Source organism: Myxococcales bacterium (assembly GCA_016720545.1).
Classification (GTDB): domain Bacteria; phylum Myxococcota_A; class Polyangia; order Polyangiales; family Polyangiaceae; genus JAAFHV01.
On the sequence record JADKKK010000003.1, the window covers coordinates 114,563 to 135,711 of the forward strand.

Sequence of the window (21,149 nt, forward strand, 5' to 3'; positions counted from 1 at the left end):
TTCCGCCGCCCGTGGCGGGCGATGGTCCGTGCGGGCGCCCGAAAATCGGGTACACTCAAGAGCCTTTGGCCTCGCGTGGGCGACCTCGTTCGGGCCGCGTTAACGTAAACGAGGAGTAACAATGAGGATTCGCACCAGCATTTTCGCCATCACAGCCGTCGGCCTCTTCATCGCCGGCATGCAGGGTTGCGCCAGCGAAGTGACCGTCCCGGACGAGGAAGACACGGGCACCGGCCCGGTGACCCCCACCACCGACGCGTCCAAGCCGGACACCAACACGCCGAAGCCGGACACGGGCACCACCGACACGGGCACTCCCGACACGAGCGTCCCTGACACCTCCGTGCCCGACGCGGCGGAGGCGGGCGTCGACAGCGGCCCCGGCCCGCGCCCCGGCGAGGCTTTCGATCCGCTCGCACCGAAGCCCGGCGATCCGTGCCCGGCGGGCGTGAACCTCAACGACGTCATCGATCGGCGCTGCGGCAAGTGCGGCAACCAGAAGGCCCTGTGCATCGCGGGCGCAGGTGGCGCGAAGGTCGTCGACACCTACGGCGCGTGCACCGGCGAGAAGACCGGCGCCGGCGCGTGCCTGCCGCGCGAGCGCATCGTCTCCGAGTGTGGCTTCTGCGGCACGCAGACCAAAGACTGCGACCTCAGCTGCGCCTACGTCGAGGGCGCGTGCACCGGCCAGGTGGCCGGTGGCTGCACCGCGAACGAGGTGACCTACATCGAGGGCGTGTGCGCCGACCCCGCCCACGTGCGCCGGCAAGTGTGCTCCGCGGCCTGCGTGAAGGGCACTCCCGAGGCGTGCGCTCCGCGGCCCCTCGACGAAATCGTGATCTCGCAGACCCCGGGGCGGACCGTGTCCGGCGAGTCGGCGGTGTACTCCACGAAGATCGGCAAGCTCAACACGGGCGCCTGCCCGAGCACGGTCTCGTCGACGCTCACGAGCTACCAATACGTGCGCGTGAAGAACGACGGCGCGATGCCTGCGACCGTCACGATCGAGAACGGCACGCCGGCCGGCGCTACCAAGCCCAACACGGTCGTCGCGCTGTACCCGGGGCCGAACGCCCCCGGCGACCGCACCACGTGCGTCGGCTCCGTGACCGACTCGCCGGAGTCCATCACGACCGTCATCCCCGCGGGCGGCTCGGTGATCTTCCACCAGAGCCTGTCGTCGGCCTCTTCCTCCAATCCGCGCTTCAAGACCGACGTCACGACCGAGTACCTCGGCGCGACGCCGCCGACCTCTCTGGCGATCGGGCCGAACCTGAACGACACGGTGACCCAGCTCGTTCAGTTCGATCCCGCCCAGCTCACCGAGCGCCTCCCGAGCGGCGCTTGCCCCGTCACGCTCAGCTCCAGCATGGTGGTCTACAAGTACGTGCAGGTGACCAACGCGGGCGCCACCGCCCGTACGGTCGACCTGTCGGGTGACGATCCGGTCGACTCGGTCCTCGCCGTCTACACCGGTACGAACCCGCCCGCGACCGCCGCAGAGCGCGCGGCCTGCGTCGGCTCGGCGAACGACACGTGCGGCGCCGCCATCCCGACGGCTGACTCCTGCCTCACCGGGGTCAGCATCCCGGCGGCCGGCCACATCTGGGTGCTGGTCCAGCACTTCTTCACCGGCGCGAGCTACACGTCGCCCACGCGCCTGCGGGTCACCACCAAGAACTGACCCCCATTCCGACACCGATCGAGCCCGCGCTTCGCAAGGAGCGCGGGGTCGGCTCGTTCTGGCGGGCGAGGCCCGCGGGATGGACTAAGCTCCCGCGAGACAGCAATGAAGACGAAATTTGGCTTGGGGTTCGGGGTGTTTGTCCTTCTCTTTGGCGCGGCCGCCGGCTGCGGCACGACCACAGTGGTCGAGGAGGGAGACGCAAGTACAGCCGCCCTCCCGGACTCGTCGGTGCCCGACACCAACCCGCTGCAGCCCGACACGCCACCCCCACAGCCCGACACGAGCGGCCCTGACGCGAGCGGCCCCGACGCCGCGGCCCCCGACGCGGCCGACGCCGGCGTTGACAGTGGCCTCGGCGCTCGCCCGGGCGAAACCGTGGATCCGTTCGCGCCGAAGCCCGGCGATCCTTGCCCCGGCGGCGTGAACCTCAACGAAATCGTCGAGCGCCGCTGCGGGAAGTGCGGAATCCAGCAGGGCCGGTGCATCGCGGGGCCGGGCGGCGCGAAGGTGGTCGACACCTACGGCGCGTGCACGGGGGAGAAGACCGATCCTGCCGCGTGCCTCCCGCGCGAACGCATCGTGTCGGGCTGCGGCTTCTGCGGCACCAAGAACAAAGACTGCGATCTCAACTGCGCGTACGTCGAGAGCGTCTGCGCCGAGGCCCCTTTCGGCTGCGCCCCGAATGGAATCACCTACCTGGAGGGCACCTGCACCAATCCTGGGCAAACTCGCCGTCAGGTCTGCTCGCCTACTTGCGTCAAGGGCCCCACTGAGGCGTGCGCGGATCAATTTCTCAACGATCTCTTCATCTCGCAGACCCCAGGCACGACGGTGTCCGGCGAGTACACCGCGTACGCCAACACGGTCGGCAGGCTCACCCCGGGCCCCTGCCCGAGCACCGTGACCGGCTCCGCGAGTTACCACTACGTGCGTGTAAACAACACCGGGCTGATGGAGGCGACCGTCACCCTCGCGAACGGCACGCCCGCGGGCACCACCAGGCCCGACGCCGTCGTCGCGGTGTACTCCGGTCCAGACGCCCCGATCAGCCGCAATTGGTGCGTTGGGTCCGTGAGCGATTCGCCCCAGTCCATCACCACAGTCATCCCCCGCGCAGCGCGGTGGTGTTCGTCCAGATGGTGGCCCCGTCCGTCGTCACCCTTCCGCGCGTGAAGGCCGACGTAACGACCGACTCTCTCAGCCCCGAGACGCCGCCGGCGCCCGATTACATTGTGCCCATCAGCCTTGTGATGAACGACACCGTCACCCAGGCCGTCACGTTCGACTCGGGGAAGCGCACGGCGCGCCTCAACCAGGGCGTATGCCCGACCGCGCCCGGCCCGCTGGTGTTCTACAAATACATTCGACTGACGAACGCCGGCGCGACCGCGCGTTTGGTCGACATTTCGGGGGACCAGCCGCAGTACACGGTCGTGGCCGCGTACCCTGGCCCCGACGTCCCGATCAGCACGCAGCGGATGAACTGCGTCGGCAGAGCGAACTCCAGCTGCCCGGTGGCGGCCGGCATCCCCACGGCCGACTCCTGCATCACAGGCGTCAACGTCCCGGCCGGCGGCAGCATCGTGGTGGGCTTGCAGCAGTACTACAGCGGGCTCGACGCTGCGACCACGCTGCGGGTCACCACGAAGAACTGACCCACGCGCCGCGGCGGCGAACGCGAACCGCGCCTGTTGGGGGAGGACGGGTCTCGTCGTTTTGGGAGCGCGACAACGAAGTTGGGCTAGACTAGTCCGTCGGCCGAAGGGCGCCGCGCGCGAGGTAGCAATGAAGACGAAGCTTGGCTTGGGGTTCGGGGTGCTGGGGCTGCTCGCGGTCGTGGTAGGCGCGGCAGGCGGCTGCGCGACGCCACGGTGGTCGAGGACGAAGACGCGGGGACGGCCACCACCGTCGTCGACTCGTCTGTGCCGGACACGAACAAGCCGACGGTCGACAGCAGCACGACGCCCGACACCGCTCCTCCGGCGAAAGACAGCGCCCCGCCCGACACCGCGCCGCCCGACACCGCGCCGCCCGTCGACGCCGCCCCGGACACGGCCACGCTCGCGCCGCGGCCGGGCGAGACGGTCGATCCGCTGGCCCCGAAGCCTGGCGATCCGTGCCCCGCCGGCGTGAACCTCAACGACATCATCGATCGACGCTGCGGCAAGTGCGGCAACCAGAAGGCGCTCTGCATCGCGGGTGCCGGCGGCACGAAGGTGGTCGACGCCTACGGCGCGTGCACGGGCGAGAAGACCGCCGCGGATGCGTGCTTGCCTCGCGAGCGCGTGCTCGCCGACTGCGGCGTCTGCGGCAAGCAGACCAGAGACTGCGACCTCAGCTGCGCCTACGTGGAGGGCGCGTGCACCGGCCAGGTGCCCGGCGGCTGCACGGCGAACGAGGAGACCTTCATCGAGGGCGTGTGCCCCAACCCCGGCGACGTGCGCCGGCAGGTCTGCTCACCAATGTGCGTAAAGGGCACGCCCGAGGCCTGCGCGCCCCGGCCGGCGCCCGCTCCCGATCACACGGTGACCGTGGGCGCCATGGGCGTCGGGGTCACTCAGGCCATCACGTTCGACGCCGCCAAGACGCTCACCCAGCCCGAGCTGCCGTTCTTCGGCGACGATCCGGCGCCCTGCCCGCTGGCGCTCTCGAGCACCGCGCGGCCCTACCGCTACGTGCGCGTGGAGAACCCGGGCGCGGCGGCGCGCACGGTCACCATCGAGACGACCGGCTCGACCGACACCATGATGGCCTACTACCTCGGCGCGGCGCCGGCGCCGACGCCGGCCGCCCGCATCGCGTGCACGGGGCAGTTCTCAGACGACGTCACCGGGACGAACCCGAGCCTCACCGGGGTGTCGATCCCGGCGGCCGGGGCCATCACCGTCTACGTGGGCAAGTACGACTCGGGCGCCGGGACCACCACGTTCCGGGTCACCGCGTCGAACTGACGCTCCGCGGCCGCAAACCTCGCCGGGCGCGATTCGCGTCGCGTCCGGCCTGCCTGCGCGCAGACATGTGTGCGAATGTGCGAATGTGCGACTGTGCGACTGTGCGTATTTGCTCGCACGCGCCTTCACGCTGGCCACGGGTGCGCCCATCCACTAGGCTCTCCACCTAGGTCCAAGCGGAGCTGCGGCTCTCGCGCGGATCGAAGGTTTCCGTGCCCGGTCCACCGGGCTCCTCTCCACCACCCACCCTTTCGCATCCCACAGCGCCGGGCGGCCACAGCGGCCGCACCAAGCTGCGGACTTCCCGAAGATGGGCCGAAGCACGTTGTCCCTCCGATCGCCGCGGCTCCGACGAGCCGCACACCCGCTGCGCGCAGACCATGCGCACACGTCGGGCGACGCCGTTGCGCAAGAAGACAGCGCACGCGCAGGGCACGCGCCACCCCCGTCCCCCCTGAAGCTTCGCCGCTTGGCCGCGGCGCTCGAACAGAAACGAGCACGCATTCCATGGCCAAGAACATCCTCGTCGTCAGCTGCGACGTGCGCGAGACCCGCGCCGCGCTCATCGAAGACGGCATCATCGCCGAGCTCCACATCGAGCGCAGCGGAGCCGACGCAAGCACCGTAGGCAACGTCTACGTCGGGAAGGTCACGCGCGTCCTGCCTGGCCTCCAGGCGGCGTTCATCGACATTGGTCAGGAGCGCGCGGCGTTCCTGCACGTCGAAGACCTCATCCGCCCCGACGACTTCGACGCTTACCTCGCGGGCGGCCGCAAGCACGCGCGTGGGGAGGCTCGCGTCGTCGAAGCCGAGGTCCCGCCTGTCGAGGAAGACGAAGACGGCGCGGACGACGACGAGGCGCCGATCACGGCGGTCTCTGCCGCGGCGGAGGCAGGGGCCCCCGCGGCCCCCGGCGCCGCTGCCTCACATAGCTCCAACGTGGAGCTCGAGCTCGGCTCCGAGGCGGCGCTGCTGGAGGGCGCCACCGACGACTCCTCGGCGGACGTCGGCGCGCTCGCCGCGCAGGCCGACGACGACCTCGACGAGGCTCCGGACAGCGACGAGGCCGCGGTCTCTCCCGAGCCGCTTCAGGCGGACGGAGACGACGGCGACGACGGCGACGACCGGGGCTCCGACGCCGACCTCGACCCCGCCGACGACGTCGCCGACGACCTCGACCGGGGCGACGGAGACGACGCCGCGGACGAGGCCGAGGGGCCGACCCTCACGAGCGCCCCCATCGACGGATTCCCCGAGGATCTCCCGGGGTTCACCATCAGCGATCCCGGCGAGCCCGTGCCGAGGGCGCCCGCCCCGGCGCGAACCGCGGACCGCGGCCGAGGGCGACGCCGAGGGCGAGGGCGCAGCGGCGACCGCCCAGGCGGGGATGGCGGCGGCGGCGGCGGCCGCGACCGTGGGCGTTCCGGCGGCGGTGGCGGCGGTACCAGCGACCGCGGCGATCGCGGCAAGCACGGCCGAAGGCCGGGCCCCTCGGCCCAGCCGGCTCCGAACCGCATCTCCAAGTCGACGCCGATCCGCGAGGTGGTGCGCGAGGGCCAAGAGATCATCGTTCAGGTCACGAAGGACCCCATCAGCACGAAGGGGGCGCGCTGCTCGAGCCACATCTCGCTGCCAGGCCGCTATGTCGTCTACCTCCCCACGGTCGAGCACGTGGGCATCTCGAAGCGCATTGGGTCCGAGAAAGAGCGCGCGAGGCTGCGCGAGGCGATCGACGGGATGAAGCCGCCGAGCGGCGGGCTCATCGTGCGGACCGTGGCCGAGGGCCTCACGAAGAAGCAGCTCAAGCAGGACGTGGGCTATCTCGTGCGGCTCTGGGGCGAGATCGCCAAGAAGAAAGAGACCGTCGGCAAGGCGCCGGCGATCCTGATGAACGAGCTCGACCTCGTGCTGAAGGTCGCGCGCGATCTGTTCACCGACGAGGTCGCACAGGTCGTCGTCGACGACAAGAACCAGTACGATCGCCTCTGTCGGTTCGTGGAGATGTTCGCCCCCGACCGGGTGAAGGACGTCGTCTACTACTCCGAGGAGGAGCCCATCTTCGACGCGTACGGCATCGAGGACGAGATCGGCCGCGCGCTCTCCCGCAAGGTGCCGCTGCCCTCCGGCGGTCACCTCGTGATCGACCAGGCAGAGGCCCTCACCGCGATCGACGTGAACACCGGCCGGTTCGTGGGCAAGGGCTCCAAGGACATGGAGGAGACGGTCCTCAAGACCAACCTCGAGGCCGTCCACGAGATCGCCTACCAGCTCCGCTTCCGAAACATCGGCGGGCTCATCATCCTCGACCTCATCGACATGGAGCGCTCGTCGAACCGCGAGAAGGTCCGCCGCACGCTCGAGGACCTGCTCCAGAAAGACAAGGCGAAGACCACGCTCAATCGCATCAGCGATCTTGGCCTCATCGAGATGACCCGCAAGCGCACGCGCGAGTCGCTCGGGCGCATGCTCCACGAGCCGTGTTTCTACTGCGACGGCACCGGCCAGCTGATGAGCAAGGAGACCATCGCGTTCGAGATCCTCCGCGAAATCCGCAGGAAGCGCGCGGACTTGCCCGGCTACTCGGTGGTGGTCAACGCGCACCCCGCGGTGGCCGACGTGCTGAACGGCAGCGAGAAGGAGGCCGTCGCCGAGGTCGAGAACCGTTACATGCGCAAGATCCTCGTGGTCCCCCGCAAGGAGTACCACCTCGAGCAGTTCGACATCGCGGGGAAGTGAGGCACACGTGACCAAGCCAACGCCCGACGACGTCGACGCCGCCCAGACCGACGCCGCAGAGACCGACGCCTCCGACGACAAGCGCGTCGACGAGCGCGTCACCATCAACAAGGAGTTCGAGTCGTTCGACTCGTTCATCCAGGAGTACGTGACCAACATCTCGCGCACGGGCGTGTTCATCCGCGCGCAGAAGCCGTTGCCGATCGGCACGCGGGTCAACCTGCACTTCACCGTCATCATGGACGACATCGAGACCGTCGAAGGCGAAGGCGAGGTCGTGCGCCTCGAGAAGGACGGCATGGGCGTCGTGTTCCGCGAGCTCTCCGGGTACTCGAAGGGCCTCATCGACAAGCTGCTCACGCGGGGCACGAAGTAGGCCCACCGCGACGCTCGCCCACCGGCCCGGCGCGCGCGCCGCTGCGGACGGCGAGTTGGACGGGCGCCGGCAGAGAAAAGAAGAAAAACGGCGCGCGGGCTCTGTTGACCAGGCGCCAGTTGAGGCAACATGGAGGGCCCGATGGAGAACCCAGACGCGGAAAGCGCCGGCTTGAGCGGGTTGAGCCCGACCGACTCGCCCGAGCTCGTGATCGACGGCGCAGAGGCCGTCGAAGACACGAGCGAGAGCGATCCGCCGGCCCCACTCACTCGGGGTGGACCTCCGCCGCTGCCGCCTGTGGCCGCGTCGCCGTCGGAGGCGCCTCCCCGACCGTCGGCCGCACCGCCGCCGCGGCCGTCGATGGCGCCGTCGCTGCCGCCGCCCCCGAACAAGAACTTCATGCTCGTCGGAGGCGCCGTCCTCGTCGTGCTCGTCGGCGTGGCGGTGTTCGCGGGGCTCAAGGTCGGCACCTCGCTTAGCAAGAGCCGCGCTGGGACCCCCGCGCCGCCGGCCACGGCGACGGCGGCCGCTCCCTCCGCCGAGCCGGCGGCGCCCTCCGCCGATCCTTCGGCGCCGGTCATCGCGATCCCGACCGTCGAGTTCGCGAACTGAGTCGCCCCCCGGCGTAGCCAGGTAGCGGCCGCCGGATTTCGGATTTCGATGCTTCACGGCGCTGCGTGTGGTCGCGACGCGCGCGCGTCGTCGCGCTCGCGACGCGCGCGCGCCCGGGAGATCTCGGCTCCCAGACCGGGCTCGGCCGAGCGCGCACGCTCGCGTACGCGCTCGGCCCGGCGCTCCGAGGGCGGAGGCGACGCTCGCCCGGCGCCGTGCAGCGCGCGCGTAAAGTGTCTGGTGTCACTTGACACTCTTCACTCGTGCGCTAGGCTCACGTCATGCTCTCGCAGGTCCTCTCGCAGCTTCGGCTCGACGTCACGACCGTGGTCTCATCGGTGCTTGGCCGCGGTCCATCGCCATTCGTCCAGCGCCGGCCCCGCCGCGCCGCGCGGGTGGCGCACACGCCGTCGCTCGGGCGCCCCCTGCAGGTGGACGAGGTCATTCGCGAGACCGAGGACACGGTCTCGCTCGTCCTGTCGGATCCGGCGGGGCCGCTGCAGTTCACCCCGGGGCAGTTCTTCACGCTCATCGTGACCGTCGGCGGTGAGCGCCTGCGTCGCGCGTATTCGGCCTCGAGCGAGCCAGGCGCGCTCGGCGGGCGCGTGCGGCTCACGGTGCGACGGCAGCCCGAGGGCCGCGTGAGCACCCACCTCGTGGCGCACGCGCGGGCCGGCGATACGCTCACCGCGCTTGGGCCGTCGGGCGGCTTCGTCCCCGCCGCCTACGCGTTCCCTCCCCACGTGCTGCTGGTCGGCGGCGGGAGCGGCATCACTCCGCTCCTCTCGATCGCGCGGCACCTGTTGGCGTGCGAGCCCGCGAAGCGCGTCACGATCGTCTTCGGCAACCGCCGCGAGCGGGACATCCCGTTCCGCGCCGAGCTCTTGGCCCTCGTCGCCGCCCACCCCGGGCGCCTGGTCGTGCGTCACGTCCTCTCGGAGCCGGAGGAGCGCTGGACCGAGGGGGTCGGCATGCTCACGCGCGATGTGCTCGACCGGGAGCTCGACGGCCTCGCGGACGCGCTGGGAGGTGCCTCGGCCGACGACACCGCCGCGTTCCTCTGCGGTCCAGAACCCATGATGCGCGCCGCGCGCGCCGCGCTCCGGGGCCGGGGACTGACCGACGACCAGATCCGCGAGGAGGCCTTCACCTCTCCCGCCTCCGCGGGCGTCGCCCCGAAGGGCCCGGTCGAGCTCACCTTCCGGGTCGACGGCCAGAGCGTGCGGGCCGTGCAGGCGGTGGGCAAGACGCTGCTCGAGGCGGGCCTCGAGGCGGGCCTCGATCTGCCGTACTCGTGCGCGATGGGCGGCTGCGGTGCGTGCAAACTACACCTTGTCTCCGGCGAGACCACTCGTGAGGGGCTCGCGCTCACGCCCGCCGAGCGACGCGCGGGCCTGGTCCTCGCGTGCTCCGACCGCGCCCTCGGCCCGTGCACCTTGGAGCGGCCGCGGTGACCGAGCGCACGCCCCGCCGTCGCACGTCGAGCCGGCCCACGGAGGCGACTCCCCCCACTGGACCGAACGCGCCGATCGCGGCCGCGAAGCCGCGCCGCGCGAGCGCGAGGGCCGCAGCGCCCCGCGCGGAGGCGCCCACGGAGGACGCGCCGCGCCGCCTGAAGATGCAGCACCTCGTCCAGAGAACCGGCGTGCCCCGCCAGGTCATCCACTTCTACATCCAGCAGGGCCTGGTGCCCGAAGGCACGAAGACCGGCCGCAACATGGCCTACTACGACGAGTCTCACGTCGAGCGCGTAGCCCTCGTGCGGAAGCTGCAGCACGAGCGCTTCCTTCCGCTGAAGGTCATCAAGGCCATGCTCGACCAGACCGACGAGGCCTTCAGCCCCACGCAGAAGCGCCTATTCGCCGAGGTGAAGGCCCACCTGTCGAGCGCGTCGGGCCTCGTGTCCGACGACGGGCTCGTCGACGTCGACGCCCTCGCAAAGGCCCGCAACCTCGCGCCCGCGGACCTCGAAGACCTCGAGAAGGCCGGATACGTGGTCCTCGGGAAGCGCCCCGGGGCGGACGCACGATCGCGGCGCGCGACGCCTGGCTCATCGACCTGTGGGGCGAGTTTCGAGCCGCCGGCCTCACGAAGGATCTGGGCTTCACCCCACGAGATCTAAGCGTCTACGAAGACATCGTGACGCGGCTCTTTCACACCGAGGTGCGCCTACTCGCCGAGCGCGTCTCGCACCTCCCGCCCAAGGCGCTCGCGACCCTCGTCGAGCGGGCGATGCCGCTCGTGAACACGCTCATCACGCGATGGCACATGGGCAAAGCCCACGCCATCTTTGCCACTCTCGGAGAGTCCAAATGACCGTCCTCTACCGGATCTCGCAGCTCCTCCCCACGAAGGTGAAGAACCAGCTCGAGGCGTACGTCGACGCGATCGACCTGCTCTCGGAGATCAAAGATCCACGGGTGGCCCGCTCGCTCGGCCCGGCCGGGGTCCGCGGACTGCTCCTCCAGCGTGGAAAGCAGGGCACCCCCACGAAAATGACGGCGAGCCACCAGGCCCACTTCGACTGGAGCTACCCCGCCGACAACGAGGAGATGGCGGAGCTCTACCACCGCGCGAAGCTCGGTCAGTGGAACGGCGACGATCTCCCGTGGCACACCGACGTCGACCCGCTCAGCCCGGAGCTGCCTATCATTCCGGAGGACTTCGTCGACCTCGATCGAATCGCTAGCTACGGGATCACCACGACCCCCCTCGAGAAGCGAAAGATCCTCCACAGCCTCTCGGCGTGGATGCTGAGTCAGTTCCTCCACGGTGAACAAGGTGCGCTGTTCGCGGCGGCCCAGGTCACCGAGTCCGTGCAGTTCTTCGACGGCAAGCTCTACGGCGCCACTCAGGTGATGGACGAGGGCCGCCACGTGGAGGTGTTCCACCGGTACCTCGACACGAAGCTCGATCGCCTCTACCAGGTCAACGACAACCTGTTCGTGATCATCGACGCGCTCATGCGCGACAGCCGCTGGGACATGAAGTTCCTGGGAATGCAGATCATGGTGGAGGGGCTCGCGCTCGGGGCGTTCGGCGTGCTCCACAAGCGCACCCGCGAGCCGCTGCTGAAGGAGCTGCTGAAGAACGTCATCCAGGACGAGGCCCGCCACGTGCACTACGGGGTGGTCGCGCTCCGCGAGCACTTCAACCACCACATCACCGAGCGCGAGCGCTGTGAGCGCGAAGACTGGGCCTTCGAGGTGTCCCTGCTGATGCGCAATCGCTTCATGGCCTTCGAGGTGTTCGAGGAGTGGTTCGAGGGGCGCATGACGCGAGAGCAGTGGAAGGAGGTGGTCTCCTCCTCCCCCGGCATGATCGACTTTCGTCGGATGATGTTCTCGCGGATCGTGCCCAACCTGCGGGAGATTGGCCTCCTGTCGCCGCGCATCCTCCCGCACTACGAGCAAGCGGGGCTCGCGCAGTACATGCACGGCAAGTCCGCCGACACGCTCACCTCGGCGGAGCTGCTCGCCGAGGCGTGACACCCCCGCCGCTCGCGGGTTCACGCGAGGCACGAGCGCGCTCGTGCGCGCTCGTGAGTGTCAGGGCAGCGACTGAGCGCAGCGGAAGCCGACGAGGTGCCTCACGCGGGACTCGACACCGCTCCGAACGCGCAGGGCGGCGCGCACGCTGTTCGGGTTGCTGTGCTCCCAGCTCCCGCCGCGCACGACGCGAGTGCCGTCGCTCCGCTCGCGGTCGTAGTCGTCCGAATAGCCCGAAGAGGTCCACTCCATGACGTTACCGGCCATGTCGAGGAGGCCGAATGGGCTCTTCCCAGCGGGGAACGTCCCGACGGGACAGGTGGACTTGCGCGCGCCCTTCCCGACGTCGTTGCCCTCCCCGTTCCAGCAGCTCTGCCCGGCGGGGCCCGAGTCGCCCCAGGGGTAGCGGCGAGCGTCGCCGCCGCGAGCGCCGTATTCCCACTCCTCCTCGGTGGGGAGGCGCTTGTGGGCCCAGCGGCAGTATTCCTCCGCCTCGGTCGCCGTGACGCAGTTCACGGGGTGCTTCAGGCGGCCCGCCTGACGCCCGCTGTTGCAGAGCGGATCGATGGGGAAACCCGAGCATGCGCCGGCACGTACGCACTCGGCGAACGCCTCGACGGTCACCTCGGTCGTGTCCATCCAGAAGGCCTTCATCGGCACGGTGTGCGCGGGCTTCTCGTTGAGCTCGCCGTCGCTCGAGCCCATGCTCAGCGTGCCCTGCGGAACGAGCACCATGCCGGGCGGAGGGGGCGGCCCGGCGTCGGCGGTGGTCTCGGAGACCCCCCCGGCGTCGGCGTTCGGAGTGACGCAGTACCCGCCCACGAAGCGCGTGCCGGCGGGGCAGCCCGAGGCGAGCGTACCCGTACACTCGGCCCCTGTGAGCTTGGTGCCCGGGGGGCATCCGGCCTCGGTGAGCGCGGCCCGCGGGACGCACGACTCGCCCTCCAGCGTCGTCCCGTCGGGGCAGCCGCTCGCCGCGCGCCCCTCGATCGCCAGGAGCCCGAGGCGGAGGGGGACGGCGCACGCAGCGGTCTCCTTGCCTTCATTGGTCGCGCTGGTGCACGCGGCCGGCGCGCCCGCCTGCGCGAGCGGCCGCACCCCCTTGGGGAGCGTGCTCTTGCCCGTGGGCAGGTAGGGGTTCGTGATGTCGTCGAGATCGCCCGCGTGGCCCTCCACGAGCGTGTAGCCGCCGAGGTAGATCTGGCTGACGACGTGCGTCGCGCGTTGGCAGTCGCCCCGCAGCTCGCTCGTGCGGACCACATCGCGGATGGGGAGCGAGGCGATGCCGACCGTCGTGCTGTCGGAGCGCAGCGCGACGTCGCCGCGGAGGTGACCGGCGAGGTTCGATGCGCCCACGGTGAACTCGCGGAACAGATCGTTCGGCGTGGCCGCGCGCTTCGTGTCGCGGCTCGCGTGGGCGGCGTAGGTGTACTCGCCGGGCGCGCTGCACTGCGGGAGCACCTCGAGCTCCACGTTGCACCCGATGGAGCGGTAGCTCACGACGACGGCGCCAGCGGCGCGACGCTTCGCCACGAGGTCGCGCGACGCCGAATCCCACGCCTCCAGGTGCGGAAGCGGTGAGGGGCGCACCGCTCCGCACGCGAGCGAGCGGTCCACCGTCGGGGCGGGGCGCGTCGGGAACATCTCCTTGCAGGCCGCCAGTGAGAGCGCCAGCGCCAAGACCCACATTCCGCGTCGTGCACGAGGGTATCCCATGCACGCACCATATCGCACGTCGCACCACCTCTGGAAGTTTCCTCCACGGGGGCTCGCGCCCGGGCCGCCCCGGGCCTCATCGTCGGTCAACATGGTCGTCCCCCTCACTCGCCCGCCTCGCGCGGCTCGCAACTTGGCGAAACTCCTCGGTCATCAAGCGGTTCGGCGCTCTAGAACGTCCCTCCGCCCGCGAGATCCGGGGCGGCGTCCGTGTTGCGGCCGCGGGTGGGCGCCTCGTTCGTGGAGAGCTGCGCGTCCAGGAGGGCGCGCATGACGTCGCGCCCGGCGCCGGTGTGCCGCGTGGCGAGCTCCGACGGCCAGTGCGCGAACACGCGCGGAGTCTTGCGGGTGTCGCGGCTGATGCGGGTCTTGACGTAGCTCGGCTTGCCAGAGACGCGCGTGTTCGAGCGGAGGAGCTGCACCGTGCGGCCGGGGTAGTCCATCAGGTAGCCGGTGATGTACGTGATGTTGTTGCAGAGGTAGGTGTTCGAGCCCCGGGGGAAACCCGCGCGCTTCACGCCGCGCAGCACATCGCCGAAGGCGCCAGACGCGTCCGAGCGCTGCGCCGCCTCGTCGCGCGCCGCGCGCGCTGCGGACTCGACGGCGCTCCAGGACAACAGATTCGCGCGAGCCTGATCGGCGCTCGTCGCGCTCTCCAGGATGGGCGCGGAGCTCGCACCCGCCGAGGTCGCGGGCCGGAGCTGATCGGACCCGTCGTCGAGCGCAGCGGCCTTGTTGACGGCCCCGAGCTCCAGCCACAGGTCTTGCCGCGCGCCCGCCACGCCGTTCATGAGCACTAGGTCAGGGCCGAACGCCTCGATCTCTTTGGCGAGCAAGATCGCCGCGAGGTCCCAATACACGGGCAGCACCATCACGCAGAGCTCGACGTCACCGGAGCGCGGGAGCGTGACCGCGCCGGCCGCCACCGAGAGCTGCGGCCCCGGGGGATCGACCGCGCCAGGCGGCGGCTGGGAGGTCTCGGGGTACTCCATGCCGGGCAGCAGCCCGGCCGCCATGCGCCCCGTGGCGTTGTTGGCGATGCCCATGAAGCGGCCGAAGCCGGTGACGATCGCTCGTTTCTTGCCGGTCGCGGGCAGCTTGCAGCGCGCGACATAGGCGTTCGCGAAGGCGACGTTCGCGTCGTATTGCGCGCGGCCCTCCGGGGTTCGCGTGTCCACCTTCACCGCGTTCTCCTCTTCGGTGGCGGGCTCCTCGTCCACGGCAGAGTCGGTCTCCGCAGAGCAGCCTAGGCCCGCGAGCGCGATGGCGAAGGCCACCGGGACGAGGCCGGCGCGCGACGCGCGGGAGACGATGCGGAGCGGAGGTGTGGGCATGCGACCCTCCATGGTAGCTGAACCCCTCTTGGGCTCAAGGCCCGTCGCCACGCGAACACCCGCTGCCGGCCGAGCGCGAAGCCGCGCGGGCTTGGGAGAACCGGGCCGGTCGGGTAGGCTCCAGCCGTGGCGGCTCGATGCGCGGCGCTCCGTGTGGCTCTCCTCGTCGCGTGCGGCGCATGCGGCGCGAGCCTCGCGTGCGTGCCGGCTCCTGGGCCGTCCGCAGCCGAGGCCCCAGCCCCCGCGCCCGTGGTGGCGCCGAGCGCCGCCGCCGCGCCGTTCACGGCCGAGCGCGTGTGGGGCGAGGGGGCGGCGATGGGCACCCACATCGCGTTCGTGGCGTACACGACCCCCAAGGTCGACGCCGTGGGCGCGCACCGCGCGTTCGACGCAGCGCTCGCCGAGATCCAGCGCGTCGAGGGGCTGATGACCACCTGGAGAGACAGCGAGCTCTTCCGCGTGAACCAGTCCGCCGCCACGGCTCCGGTAGCCGTGGGCCAGGAGACCTTCGACCTCGTCGCCGAGTCGGTGCGCGTGGGAGAGCTCTCCTCGGGCACGTTCGACATCACCTTCGAGGGCCTGCACGGGCTGTGGAAGTTCGACCACGACCTCGACCCTCACCCGCCGAACGAGGCGGCGATCCGCGCGCTGCTGCCCGTCGTCGACTACCGCCACCTTCGGCTCGACGCGAGGGCGCGCACGGTCGCCTTCGCGAAGCCTGGCGTGAAGGTCTCCCTCGGGGGCATCGCGAAGGGCTACGCGGTCGATCGGGCCGTGAAGGTCCTCGACGATGCGGGGCTCGTGAGCTTCTTCGTACAGGCCGGAGGCGACCTCTTCGCGCGCGGCAAGAAGCCCGACGGCTCGGAGTGGTCGGCCGGCGTCCGCGATCCGCGCGGCCCCGCGCCGTTCGCGCTGATCCCGCTCACCGACCACGCCTTCAGCACGGCCGGCGACTACGAGCGCGCCTACATCGTCGACGGCAGGCGCTACCACCACATCCTCGATCCCCGTACCGGCCGCCCCGCGACCGCGTGTCGCTCCGTGACGGTGTGGGCGAAGACCGCGCTGCTCGCAGACGAGATGGACGACGCGGTGTTCATCCTCGGCCCGGAGCGCGGGCTCGAGCTCGTCGAGAAGCTCGACGGCGTGGGCGCGGTCATCGTCGACGCCCACAACCACCTGTGGATCAGCCAACGACTCCGCGGGCTCGTCCGCCTCACCGCGGCCCCGACGGACGGAACCTAGCTAGCACGGATTGCTCATGACGCTTCCGCGTGCTTGCTGCAAAGCTGCGCGTGGCGGCGCGCCGCCCACGCGTTGACCGCAACGCCGAAGCAGGCAGGATCCGAAGACGCGCGACGCGCGTAGTGTTCCGCTGACACCGGTTGGCTTTGTTTTTTAGGAGGAACGCGCATGCGCATGAAGAACGGAATTCTCGCGATCGCCCTGGGGTCGCTCGTCTCGGCGGGGGCGCTCGTCGCCGGCTGCAGCGACGACGCGCCGATGAAGGCCGACGCGGGCACTGTGCCCACGACCACGACGACGGCCACGAGCTCCACGCCCACGACCACCCTGTACGAGCGCCTCGGCAAGCTCGACGGCATCAAGACGGCCGTGAAGGCGATCGTCGTGGAGGAGCTCAAGGACGCGAACATCAGGTCCTACTTCTACTTCCAGCTGAACGCGACGCCCGGGCGCCCCACGCCTGCACAGATCGAGGAGTGCCTCTCCAACCAGCTCGCGAAAATCGCGGGCGGGCCCGAGCAGTACCCGCTCACGGTCGCCGGCGGCTTCGTGTGCCGCTCCGACATGAAGGCGGTCCACGCGGATCTCCGGATCCCGGGCGCCACGTTCGACAAGTTCATCGAGATCGCCGGCGGAGTGCTGACCGCGGCGAAGGTCGCCCCGGCCGACATCAAGGCCGTGGCTGACGCGCTCGTCGCCACGAAGGGCGCGGTCGTCGACCCCGCGGCCTCGGGCGACTTCAAGCCCCCGACCGACGCCGGCGGCGGCGGCTGAGGTAGTCCCATGAGCCAACCCGAGCGTCAGCCTCGTTCCAAGGTGAAGAGCGCCGTCGTCGGCGTCGCGATTTCGATCGCGGCGGCCACGGGGGTCGTTGGCCTGCTGCACACGAGCGTCGGCAAGCCGCTGCTCGCGAAGGCGGGCGGCTGCCCTGCGAACAACGCGCCTCCTCAGGGCGTGGAGGACGCGCAGAAGCGAGCGATCCGCCTCACCCGCGGAGACACGCCCGCTCCGGCGCGAATGGCGCTCGGGTTCCAGCTCGACAAAACCACGCTGAATGACGTTCAGTCGTGGGCGAAGGCCCGCGGGGTGACCTGCAAGGCGACCCGCGAAGACACCACGATCTCGTGCGTCGACATCCCGGCCGAGGCGCTGCCCGCCACGTTCGCGCGGGCGCGCATCGACGAGCTCGAGATGTCGTTTCGCGTGGGCGACAAGACCCTCCTCGGCCTCTCGACGTGGCGCTGGCACCTCCCGGAGGACACGGCGGCGCGCGAGCTCGACTCGGTGGTCGCTGGTCTGCGGGGGTCGCTCGGCTCACCCATGACCGACGAGGGCGACCGCGCGCGGCTCGGCCGCGAGCCCTACGCGGGCGCCATCGTGAAGTACAATTTCAAAGACTATCTGTGCACGATCTCGGGCATGAACCTGCCTGAGAAGGGCATCACGTTGCACGAGAGCTACGTCACGGGCGTGGTCGACTGAGCGGGGGCACGGCCCTCTTCAGCCGCGCGCTTCGCCTCACCTCGCTCCGCACACGCCTTCAGCCGAGCGCTTCAGCCGAGCGCGGCGCGCACGGCGCGGTCGAGGTCGCGCGCCGTGCGCACCTCGAGCACGCGCGTGCAGTGGCGCTCGTAGGTCTCCATGGCGCTGTCACCCGAGGCCCAAGCGGCGCGCGCCTCCGGGCAGAGCCAGTGCACCGCGCCGGCTCGCGCGGCGATGCGGGCGAGCGCGTCGGCGCCCGCGTCGAGATAGTTCGTGCGGCCGTCGCCGAGCACGATCACGGTGGTGCGCCGGTCGATCCCCTCGAGCTCGGCGTCTGCGAAGGCGCGGAGGGCCCGGCCGTAGTTCGAGTTCGAGGCGATGGGCACGACCGCGCCTCCAAACGCGGCCGCGAGAGCCTCCGAGATCGGGCGCTCCGCGAAGAGCCGGGTCGTCTCGCCGAGCTCGCTGACGAACACGAACGTGCGGGTGTCATCGAAGAGGCTCTGCGCGAGGTACGTGAGCTCGAGGAGGAACCGCGCCGCGTGGCGCACCGACTCGCTGATGTCGCACAGGACCACGAGCCGGGGTCGCCGCCGGACTCGGGCGCGGAAGACCGGCGCCACCGGAATTCCAAGTGTTTGAAATGACCTGCGTATCGTCGGGCCCGCCGCGGGCTTCCCCCGGGCCGCGCGGCGACGCCGGACCGCGTCGCGGCCGCGCAGGCGCTCCACCAGCCGGCGCACCGCGAGGCGCACCTCCGCGATCTCCGAGGGAGCGAGCTGGTCGAACGGGGTCTCGAGCGGCCCCGCGGGTCGCCCGCGTTCGCGTTCGCGTTCGCGTTCGCGTTCGCGCGCCCGCGCCCGGACGTGCTGGCGCGCCTCGGCCAACGTACGGGCGAGCTCCGCCCGCAGCAGGAGCATGAGCTCCGCGGCGCGCGCCTCGCCGAAGGCTCCCCGCAGGTCTCGGGCGAGCGCGTCGAGGTCGGAGTGCGCTCGTGTCGCGCCGAGGCGCTCGAGGACGCGATGGGCCACGAACCCCGCGCGCAGCGGGGCGTCTGCGCCGGCGAGGAGCGCCGCGGTGGGTCGCGCCGCGAGCAACCTCGTGAGCTCGCCGCGCCCCTCGAGGAGCGCCGCCAGCGTGGTGTCCCCGGCCCCCGCTTCGACGAGCAGCGCGAGATACTCGCGAACCGCCGCGCGCTCCGACGCGGTCACGCCAGCGCGCGCCAGGCGCTCGTCCAGCTCCACGCGGGAGTCGGCGTCGAAGAAGGCGTGGAACGCGGCGTCGTAGGCCTCGCGGCGCGCGGATCGCACGTCGACGAGGCCTGCGACCGCGTCGGCCAAGCGTCCTCGATCCTCGAAACCTAGCAGCACCATGGCCCGCGCGACGTCGAGGGACTGGCTCGGTGCGATCGCGAACCCCTCGCGCCGGAGCGACCAGAGCAGCTCGCTCGTGAGCCGCACGAGCGTACGTGGATCGGCCATCAGCGCGCGCCCGCCTCCGGGGCGCCGGCGTCGCCCGGGGCCGAGGCAGGAGCGGGCAGGTCGGGCTCCGCGAGCAGGCTCTGGACCAAGGTGTCGAGCGCGGCGTCGCGGGCCGGATCGAAGCCAACGAACACGTCGCGGACGACCCCGCGGCGATCGATGACGAACAGGGTCGGCAGGCTCGACACGTGGTAGGCCCGCGACACGAGCCCGCCGGGATCCGCGAGCGAAGGGTACTTGGTGCCGGCGAGCTCCATGAACGTGGCGGCGCGCTCGATCGGATCGGTGGTGACGCCCACGACCCGGAGCCCCTGCGCGCCAAACCGCGCCTGCAGCGCGCTCAGCTGCGGGGCGACCCGTCGACACGGACCGCACCACGTCGCCCAAAAGTCGAGGAGCACGACCTGGCCGCGCAGCGCCGCGAGGCTCGTCGGCGCGCGGCCGATGGGGAGCGCCCCGTCGAACGGGGGTGCAGCGCTCCCCACGTGTTCAAGGCGCACGACGCGCTCGGGACCGGGGTGCTCCCGGAGGGTCGCCTGGAGCGCCCGCCGCGCCCCGGCGCGCTCCACCTCGAGGGCCAGGAGGTCCCCGGGGGCACGGGCCGAGACCAAGCGGATGACCTGGGTGGCTTCACGGACCTCGACGCCCGCAACCCGGACCAGCCGATCGCCCTCGCGGAGCCCTGCAGCCTCGGCCGGGGAGCCACGGACCACGTGGCTGACGACGACGCGCGACGCAGGTGCGCCCGAACGGGCCGCGTCGTCCATGCCCACGCCAAGCCACGCCGGGCGCAGCGAGGCGGCCTCGTGGCGCGCGCCACCCGGGCCCGAGGCCTGCGTGAGCGCGGGCGCGAGCAGGGCAGTCAGCCCCACGAGTGCGACAGAGACGCGCAGCGGACGCCGCGGGACGACCATGGGCCAATCCTACCAGTCGCCGGGGCGATGTTCGAGGCAGGCGCGGCGGGGTTCGCCCACGACAAAAAGCGACATGGCGCACCCAAGAGGGCGCGCCATGTACCAAGCTCGGTGTTCATCGGTGCCGCTTGGGCGACAGCTCAGAAAGAAAGAAAGGACGCTCCTGTCACGACTTCCGACGCCCCAGGCCGCGATCGCAGATGCGAGTCAATTCGAAGGGCTAAGCTCTGTCGCGCGCGCAGTCAGCGAAGAAAGGAGAAAAGTAGGGAAGCAAGGACGCGCGACGCAGATTGCTTAGCAGGGGCCGTGCCATATTGCGCGAAGGCCACATTTTTCGACGTTTTTGGGATCGCGCTCGGCCCGGCCGCAGGACCTGGCGACATCGCGATCCGACCTGGCTCCCACCTCGCAAAAGTTGCGAAGTTGGCACGGTTCTTCCGGGCTACTTCTTGCCGCGCGCCCGGAGCGCCCCGAAGAAGCGACGGAGCCGGTCGGCGGCGGCGGCGGCCAGGACCCCCTCGACCGACTCGAAGCGGTGGTTCAGGGCGTCCCCCACGCCCACGCCAAACAGCGTGGCGACCGCCCCGCCTTTGGGATCGCGGCACCCCCAGACGACCCGCGGCACGCGCGCGAGCACGAGCGCGCCCGCGCACATGGCGCACGGCTCGAGGGTGACGTACGCGGTGACCCCCTCCAGGCGCCAGGAGCCCACCTCCCGCGCCGCGGCGCGGATGGCGAGCACCTCCGCGTGCGCCGTGGGGTCCTGCGACGACTCGCGCCGGTTGTGGGCGCGCGCGATCTCGACGCCGCCCTTCACGAGGACGCACCCCACCGGCACCTCGCCTTCGGCGGCGGCGCGGTCGGCTTCCTCGAGCGCGACGCCCATCCAGCGCAGGTCGTCCGTGCGCAGGTCGATCCGCGCGGGGTCGTGGGGCGGGATCGGCTCGTCGCTCATGGCGTGCGCGCGGGCGCGTTGCCGCGTTCTTCACCGCGTGTGGAGCAGCTGCGCGCCCAGGAAGATTCGAACTTCCGACAACTGGTTCCGTAGACCAGTGCTCTATCCAGCTGAGCTATGGGCGCAATCTCTCGAGTAGCGGGCGCGATAGTAGTCTGAACGACGCGTATGT

The 21,149-nt window shown here is 70.9% G+C and carries 19 protein-coding genes and 1 tRNA gene; 14 read left to right on the plus strand and 6 right to left on the minus strand.

Annotated features, from left to right (window positions below):
- Window positions 1–121: 121 nt before the first annotated feature.
- The 11 genes from IPQ09_07540 to IPQ09_07590 all read left to right on the plus strand — a co-directional run bounded on the left by IPQ09_07540 (window position 122) and on the right by IPQ09_07590 (window position 11,850).
- Window positions 122–1,684 carry a hypothetical protein gene (locus tag IPQ09_07540; GenBank protein ID MBL0194063.1) on the plus strand — a complete coding sequence of 521 codons (1,563 nt, stop codon included), beginning with the start codon at window positions 122–124 and terminating at the stop codon, window positions 1,682–1,684.
- Between the two features lie 105 nt (window positions 1,685–1,789).
- Window positions 1,790–2,860 carry a hypothetical protein gene (locus tag IPQ09_07545; GenBank protein MBL0194064.1) on the plus strand — a complete coding sequence of 357 codons (1,071 nt, stop codon included), beginning with the start codon at window positions 1,790–1,792 and terminating at the stop codon, window positions 2,858–2,860.
- Complete coding sequence (locus tag IPQ09_07550; protein ID MBL0194065.1) at window positions 2,857–3,342, plus strand: hypothetical protein; 486 nt, start codon at window positions 2,857–2,859, stop codon at window positions 3,340–3,342. Before IPQ09_07545 ends, IPQ09_07550 begins: the two co-directional genes overlap by 4 nt.
- 216 nt (window positions 3,343–3,558) lie before the next feature.
- Window positions 3,559–4,638, plus strand: coding sequence for a hypothetical protein (locus tag IPQ09_07555; protein ID MBL0194066.1), 1,080 nt, complete (start codon window positions 3,559–3,561; stop codon window positions 4,636–4,638).
- 507 nt (window positions 4,639–5,145) lie between these two features.
- Window positions 5,146–7,374, plus strand: coding sequence for an Rne/Rng family ribonuclease (locus IPQ09_07560; protein ID MBL0194067.1), 2,229 nt, complete (start codon window positions 5,146–5,148; stop codon window positions 7,372–7,374).
- A 7-nt stretch (window positions 7,375–7,381) separates the two neighbouring features.
- The gene (locus tag IPQ09_07565; protein MBL0194068.1) at window positions 7,382–7,750 is read left to right on the plus strand and encodes a PilZ domain-containing protein; all 369 of its coding nucleotides are present in this window, start codon (window positions 7,382–7,384) and stop codon (window positions 7,748–7,750) included.
- 171 nt (window positions 7,751–7,921) lie between these two features.
- A complete protein-coding gene (locus IPQ09_07570; GenBank protein ID MBL0194069.1) occupies window positions 7,922–8,362 on the plus strand; it encodes a hypothetical protein in 441 nt (146 codons plus the stop codon).
- Window positions 8,363–8,643: 281 nt separating this feature from the next.
- Window positions 8,644–9,816 carry a ferredoxin--NADP reductase gene (locus IPQ09_07575; protein MBL0194070.1) on the plus strand — a complete coding sequence of 391 codons (1,173 nt, stop codon included), beginning with the start codon at window positions 8,644–8,646 and terminating at the stop codon, window positions 9,814–9,816.
- Complete coding sequence (locus IPQ09_07580; GenBank protein ID MBL0194071.1) at window positions 9,813–10,484, plus strand: MerR family transcriptional regulator; 672 nt, start codon at window positions 9,813–9,815, stop codon at window positions 10,482–10,484. The genes IPQ09_07575 and IPQ09_07580 overlap by 4 nt, the downstream gene beginning before the upstream one ends.
- Before the next feature lie 17 nt (window positions 10,485–10,501).
- Window positions 10,502–10,678: a hypothetical protein gene (locus IPQ09_07585; GenBank protein MBL0194072.1), complete on the plus strand. Its 177-nt coding sequence runs from the start codon at window positions 10,502–10,504 to the stop codon at window positions 10,676–10,678.
- Window positions 10,675–11,850: a ferritin-like domain-containing protein gene (locus IPQ09_07590; GenBank protein ID MBL0194073.1), complete on the plus strand. Its 1,176-nt coding sequence runs from the start codon at window positions 10,675–10,677 to the stop codon at window positions 11,848–11,850. The genes IPQ09_07585 and IPQ09_07590 overlap by 4 nt, the downstream gene beginning before the upstream one ends.
- 60 nt (window positions 11,851–11,910) lie before the next feature.
- On the opposite strand, the gene IPQ09_07595 is transcribed toward IPQ09_07590, so the two are convergent.
- Together IPQ09_07595 and IPQ09_07600 are read right to left on the minus strand one after the other, a co-directional pair.
- Complete coding sequence (locus tag IPQ09_07595; GenBank protein MBL0194074.1) at window positions 11,911–13,566, minus strand: formylglycine-generating enzyme family protein; 1,656 nt, start codon at window positions 13,564–13,566, stop codon at window positions 11,911–11,913.
- A gap of 170 nt (window positions 13,567–13,736) precedes the next feature.
- Complete coding sequence (locus IPQ09_07600) at window positions 13,737–14,900, minus strand: hypothetical protein (protein MBL0194075.1); 1,164 nt, start codon at window positions 14,898–14,900, stop codon at window positions 13,737–13,739.
- A gap of 126 nt (window positions 14,901–15,026) precedes the next feature.
- Here IPQ09_07600 and IPQ09_07605 point away from each other — a divergent pair, with 126 nt between their 5' ends.
- The 3 genes from IPQ09_07605 to IPQ09_07615 all read left to right on the plus strand — a co-directional run bounded on the left by IPQ09_07605 (window position 15,027) and on the right by IPQ09_07615 (window position 17,627).
- On the plus strand, window positions 15,027–16,145 hold the full coding sequence (locus IPQ09_07605; protein ID MBL0194076.1) for an FAD:protein FMN transferase: 1,119 nt from the start codon (window positions 15,027–15,029) through the stop codon (window positions 16,143–16,145).
- Between the two features lie 174 nt (window positions 16,146–16,319).
- Window positions 16,320–16,919, plus strand: coding sequence for a hypothetical protein (locus IPQ09_07610; protein MBL0194077.1), 600 nt, complete (start codon window positions 16,320–16,322; stop codon window positions 16,917–16,919).
- 9 nt (window positions 16,920–16,928) lie between these two features.
- Complete coding sequence (locus tag IPQ09_07615; GenBank protein ID MBL0194078.1) at window positions 16,929–17,627, plus strand: hypothetical protein; 699 nt, start codon at window positions 16,929–16,931, stop codon at window positions 17,625–17,627.
- A gap of 71 nt (window positions 17,628–17,698) precedes the next feature.
- Here the strand turns inward: IPQ09_07615 and IPQ09_07620 are convergent, their stop codons facing one another.
- From IPQ09_07620 to IPQ09_07635, 4 genes are all read right to left on the minus strand, one after another.
- On the minus strand, window positions 17,699–19,108 hold the full coding sequence (locus tag IPQ09_07620; GenBank protein MBL0194079.1) for a VWA domain-containing protein: 1,410 nt from the start codon (window positions 19,106–19,108) through the stop codon (window positions 17,699–17,701).
- The gene (locus tag IPQ09_07625) at window positions 19,108–20,022 is read right to left on the minus strand and encodes a redoxin domain-containing protein (protein MBL0194080.1); all 915 of its coding nucleotides are present in this window, start codon (window positions 20,020–20,022) and stop codon (window positions 19,108–19,110) included. Before IPQ09_07625 ends, IPQ09_07620 begins: the two co-directional genes overlap by 1 nt.
- Window positions 20,023–20,464: 442 nt before the next feature.
- Complete coding sequence (locus IPQ09_07630; GenBank protein ID MBL0194081.1) at window positions 20,465–20,977, minus strand: nucleoside deaminase; 513 nt, start codon at window positions 20,975–20,977, stop codon at window positions 20,465–20,467.
- A 51-nt stretch (window positions 20,978–21,028) separates the two neighbouring features.
- Window positions 21,029–21,102 (minus strand) — tRNA-Arg (locus tag IPQ09_07635).
- Between the last annotated feature and the right edge of the window lie 47 nt (window positions 21,103–21,149).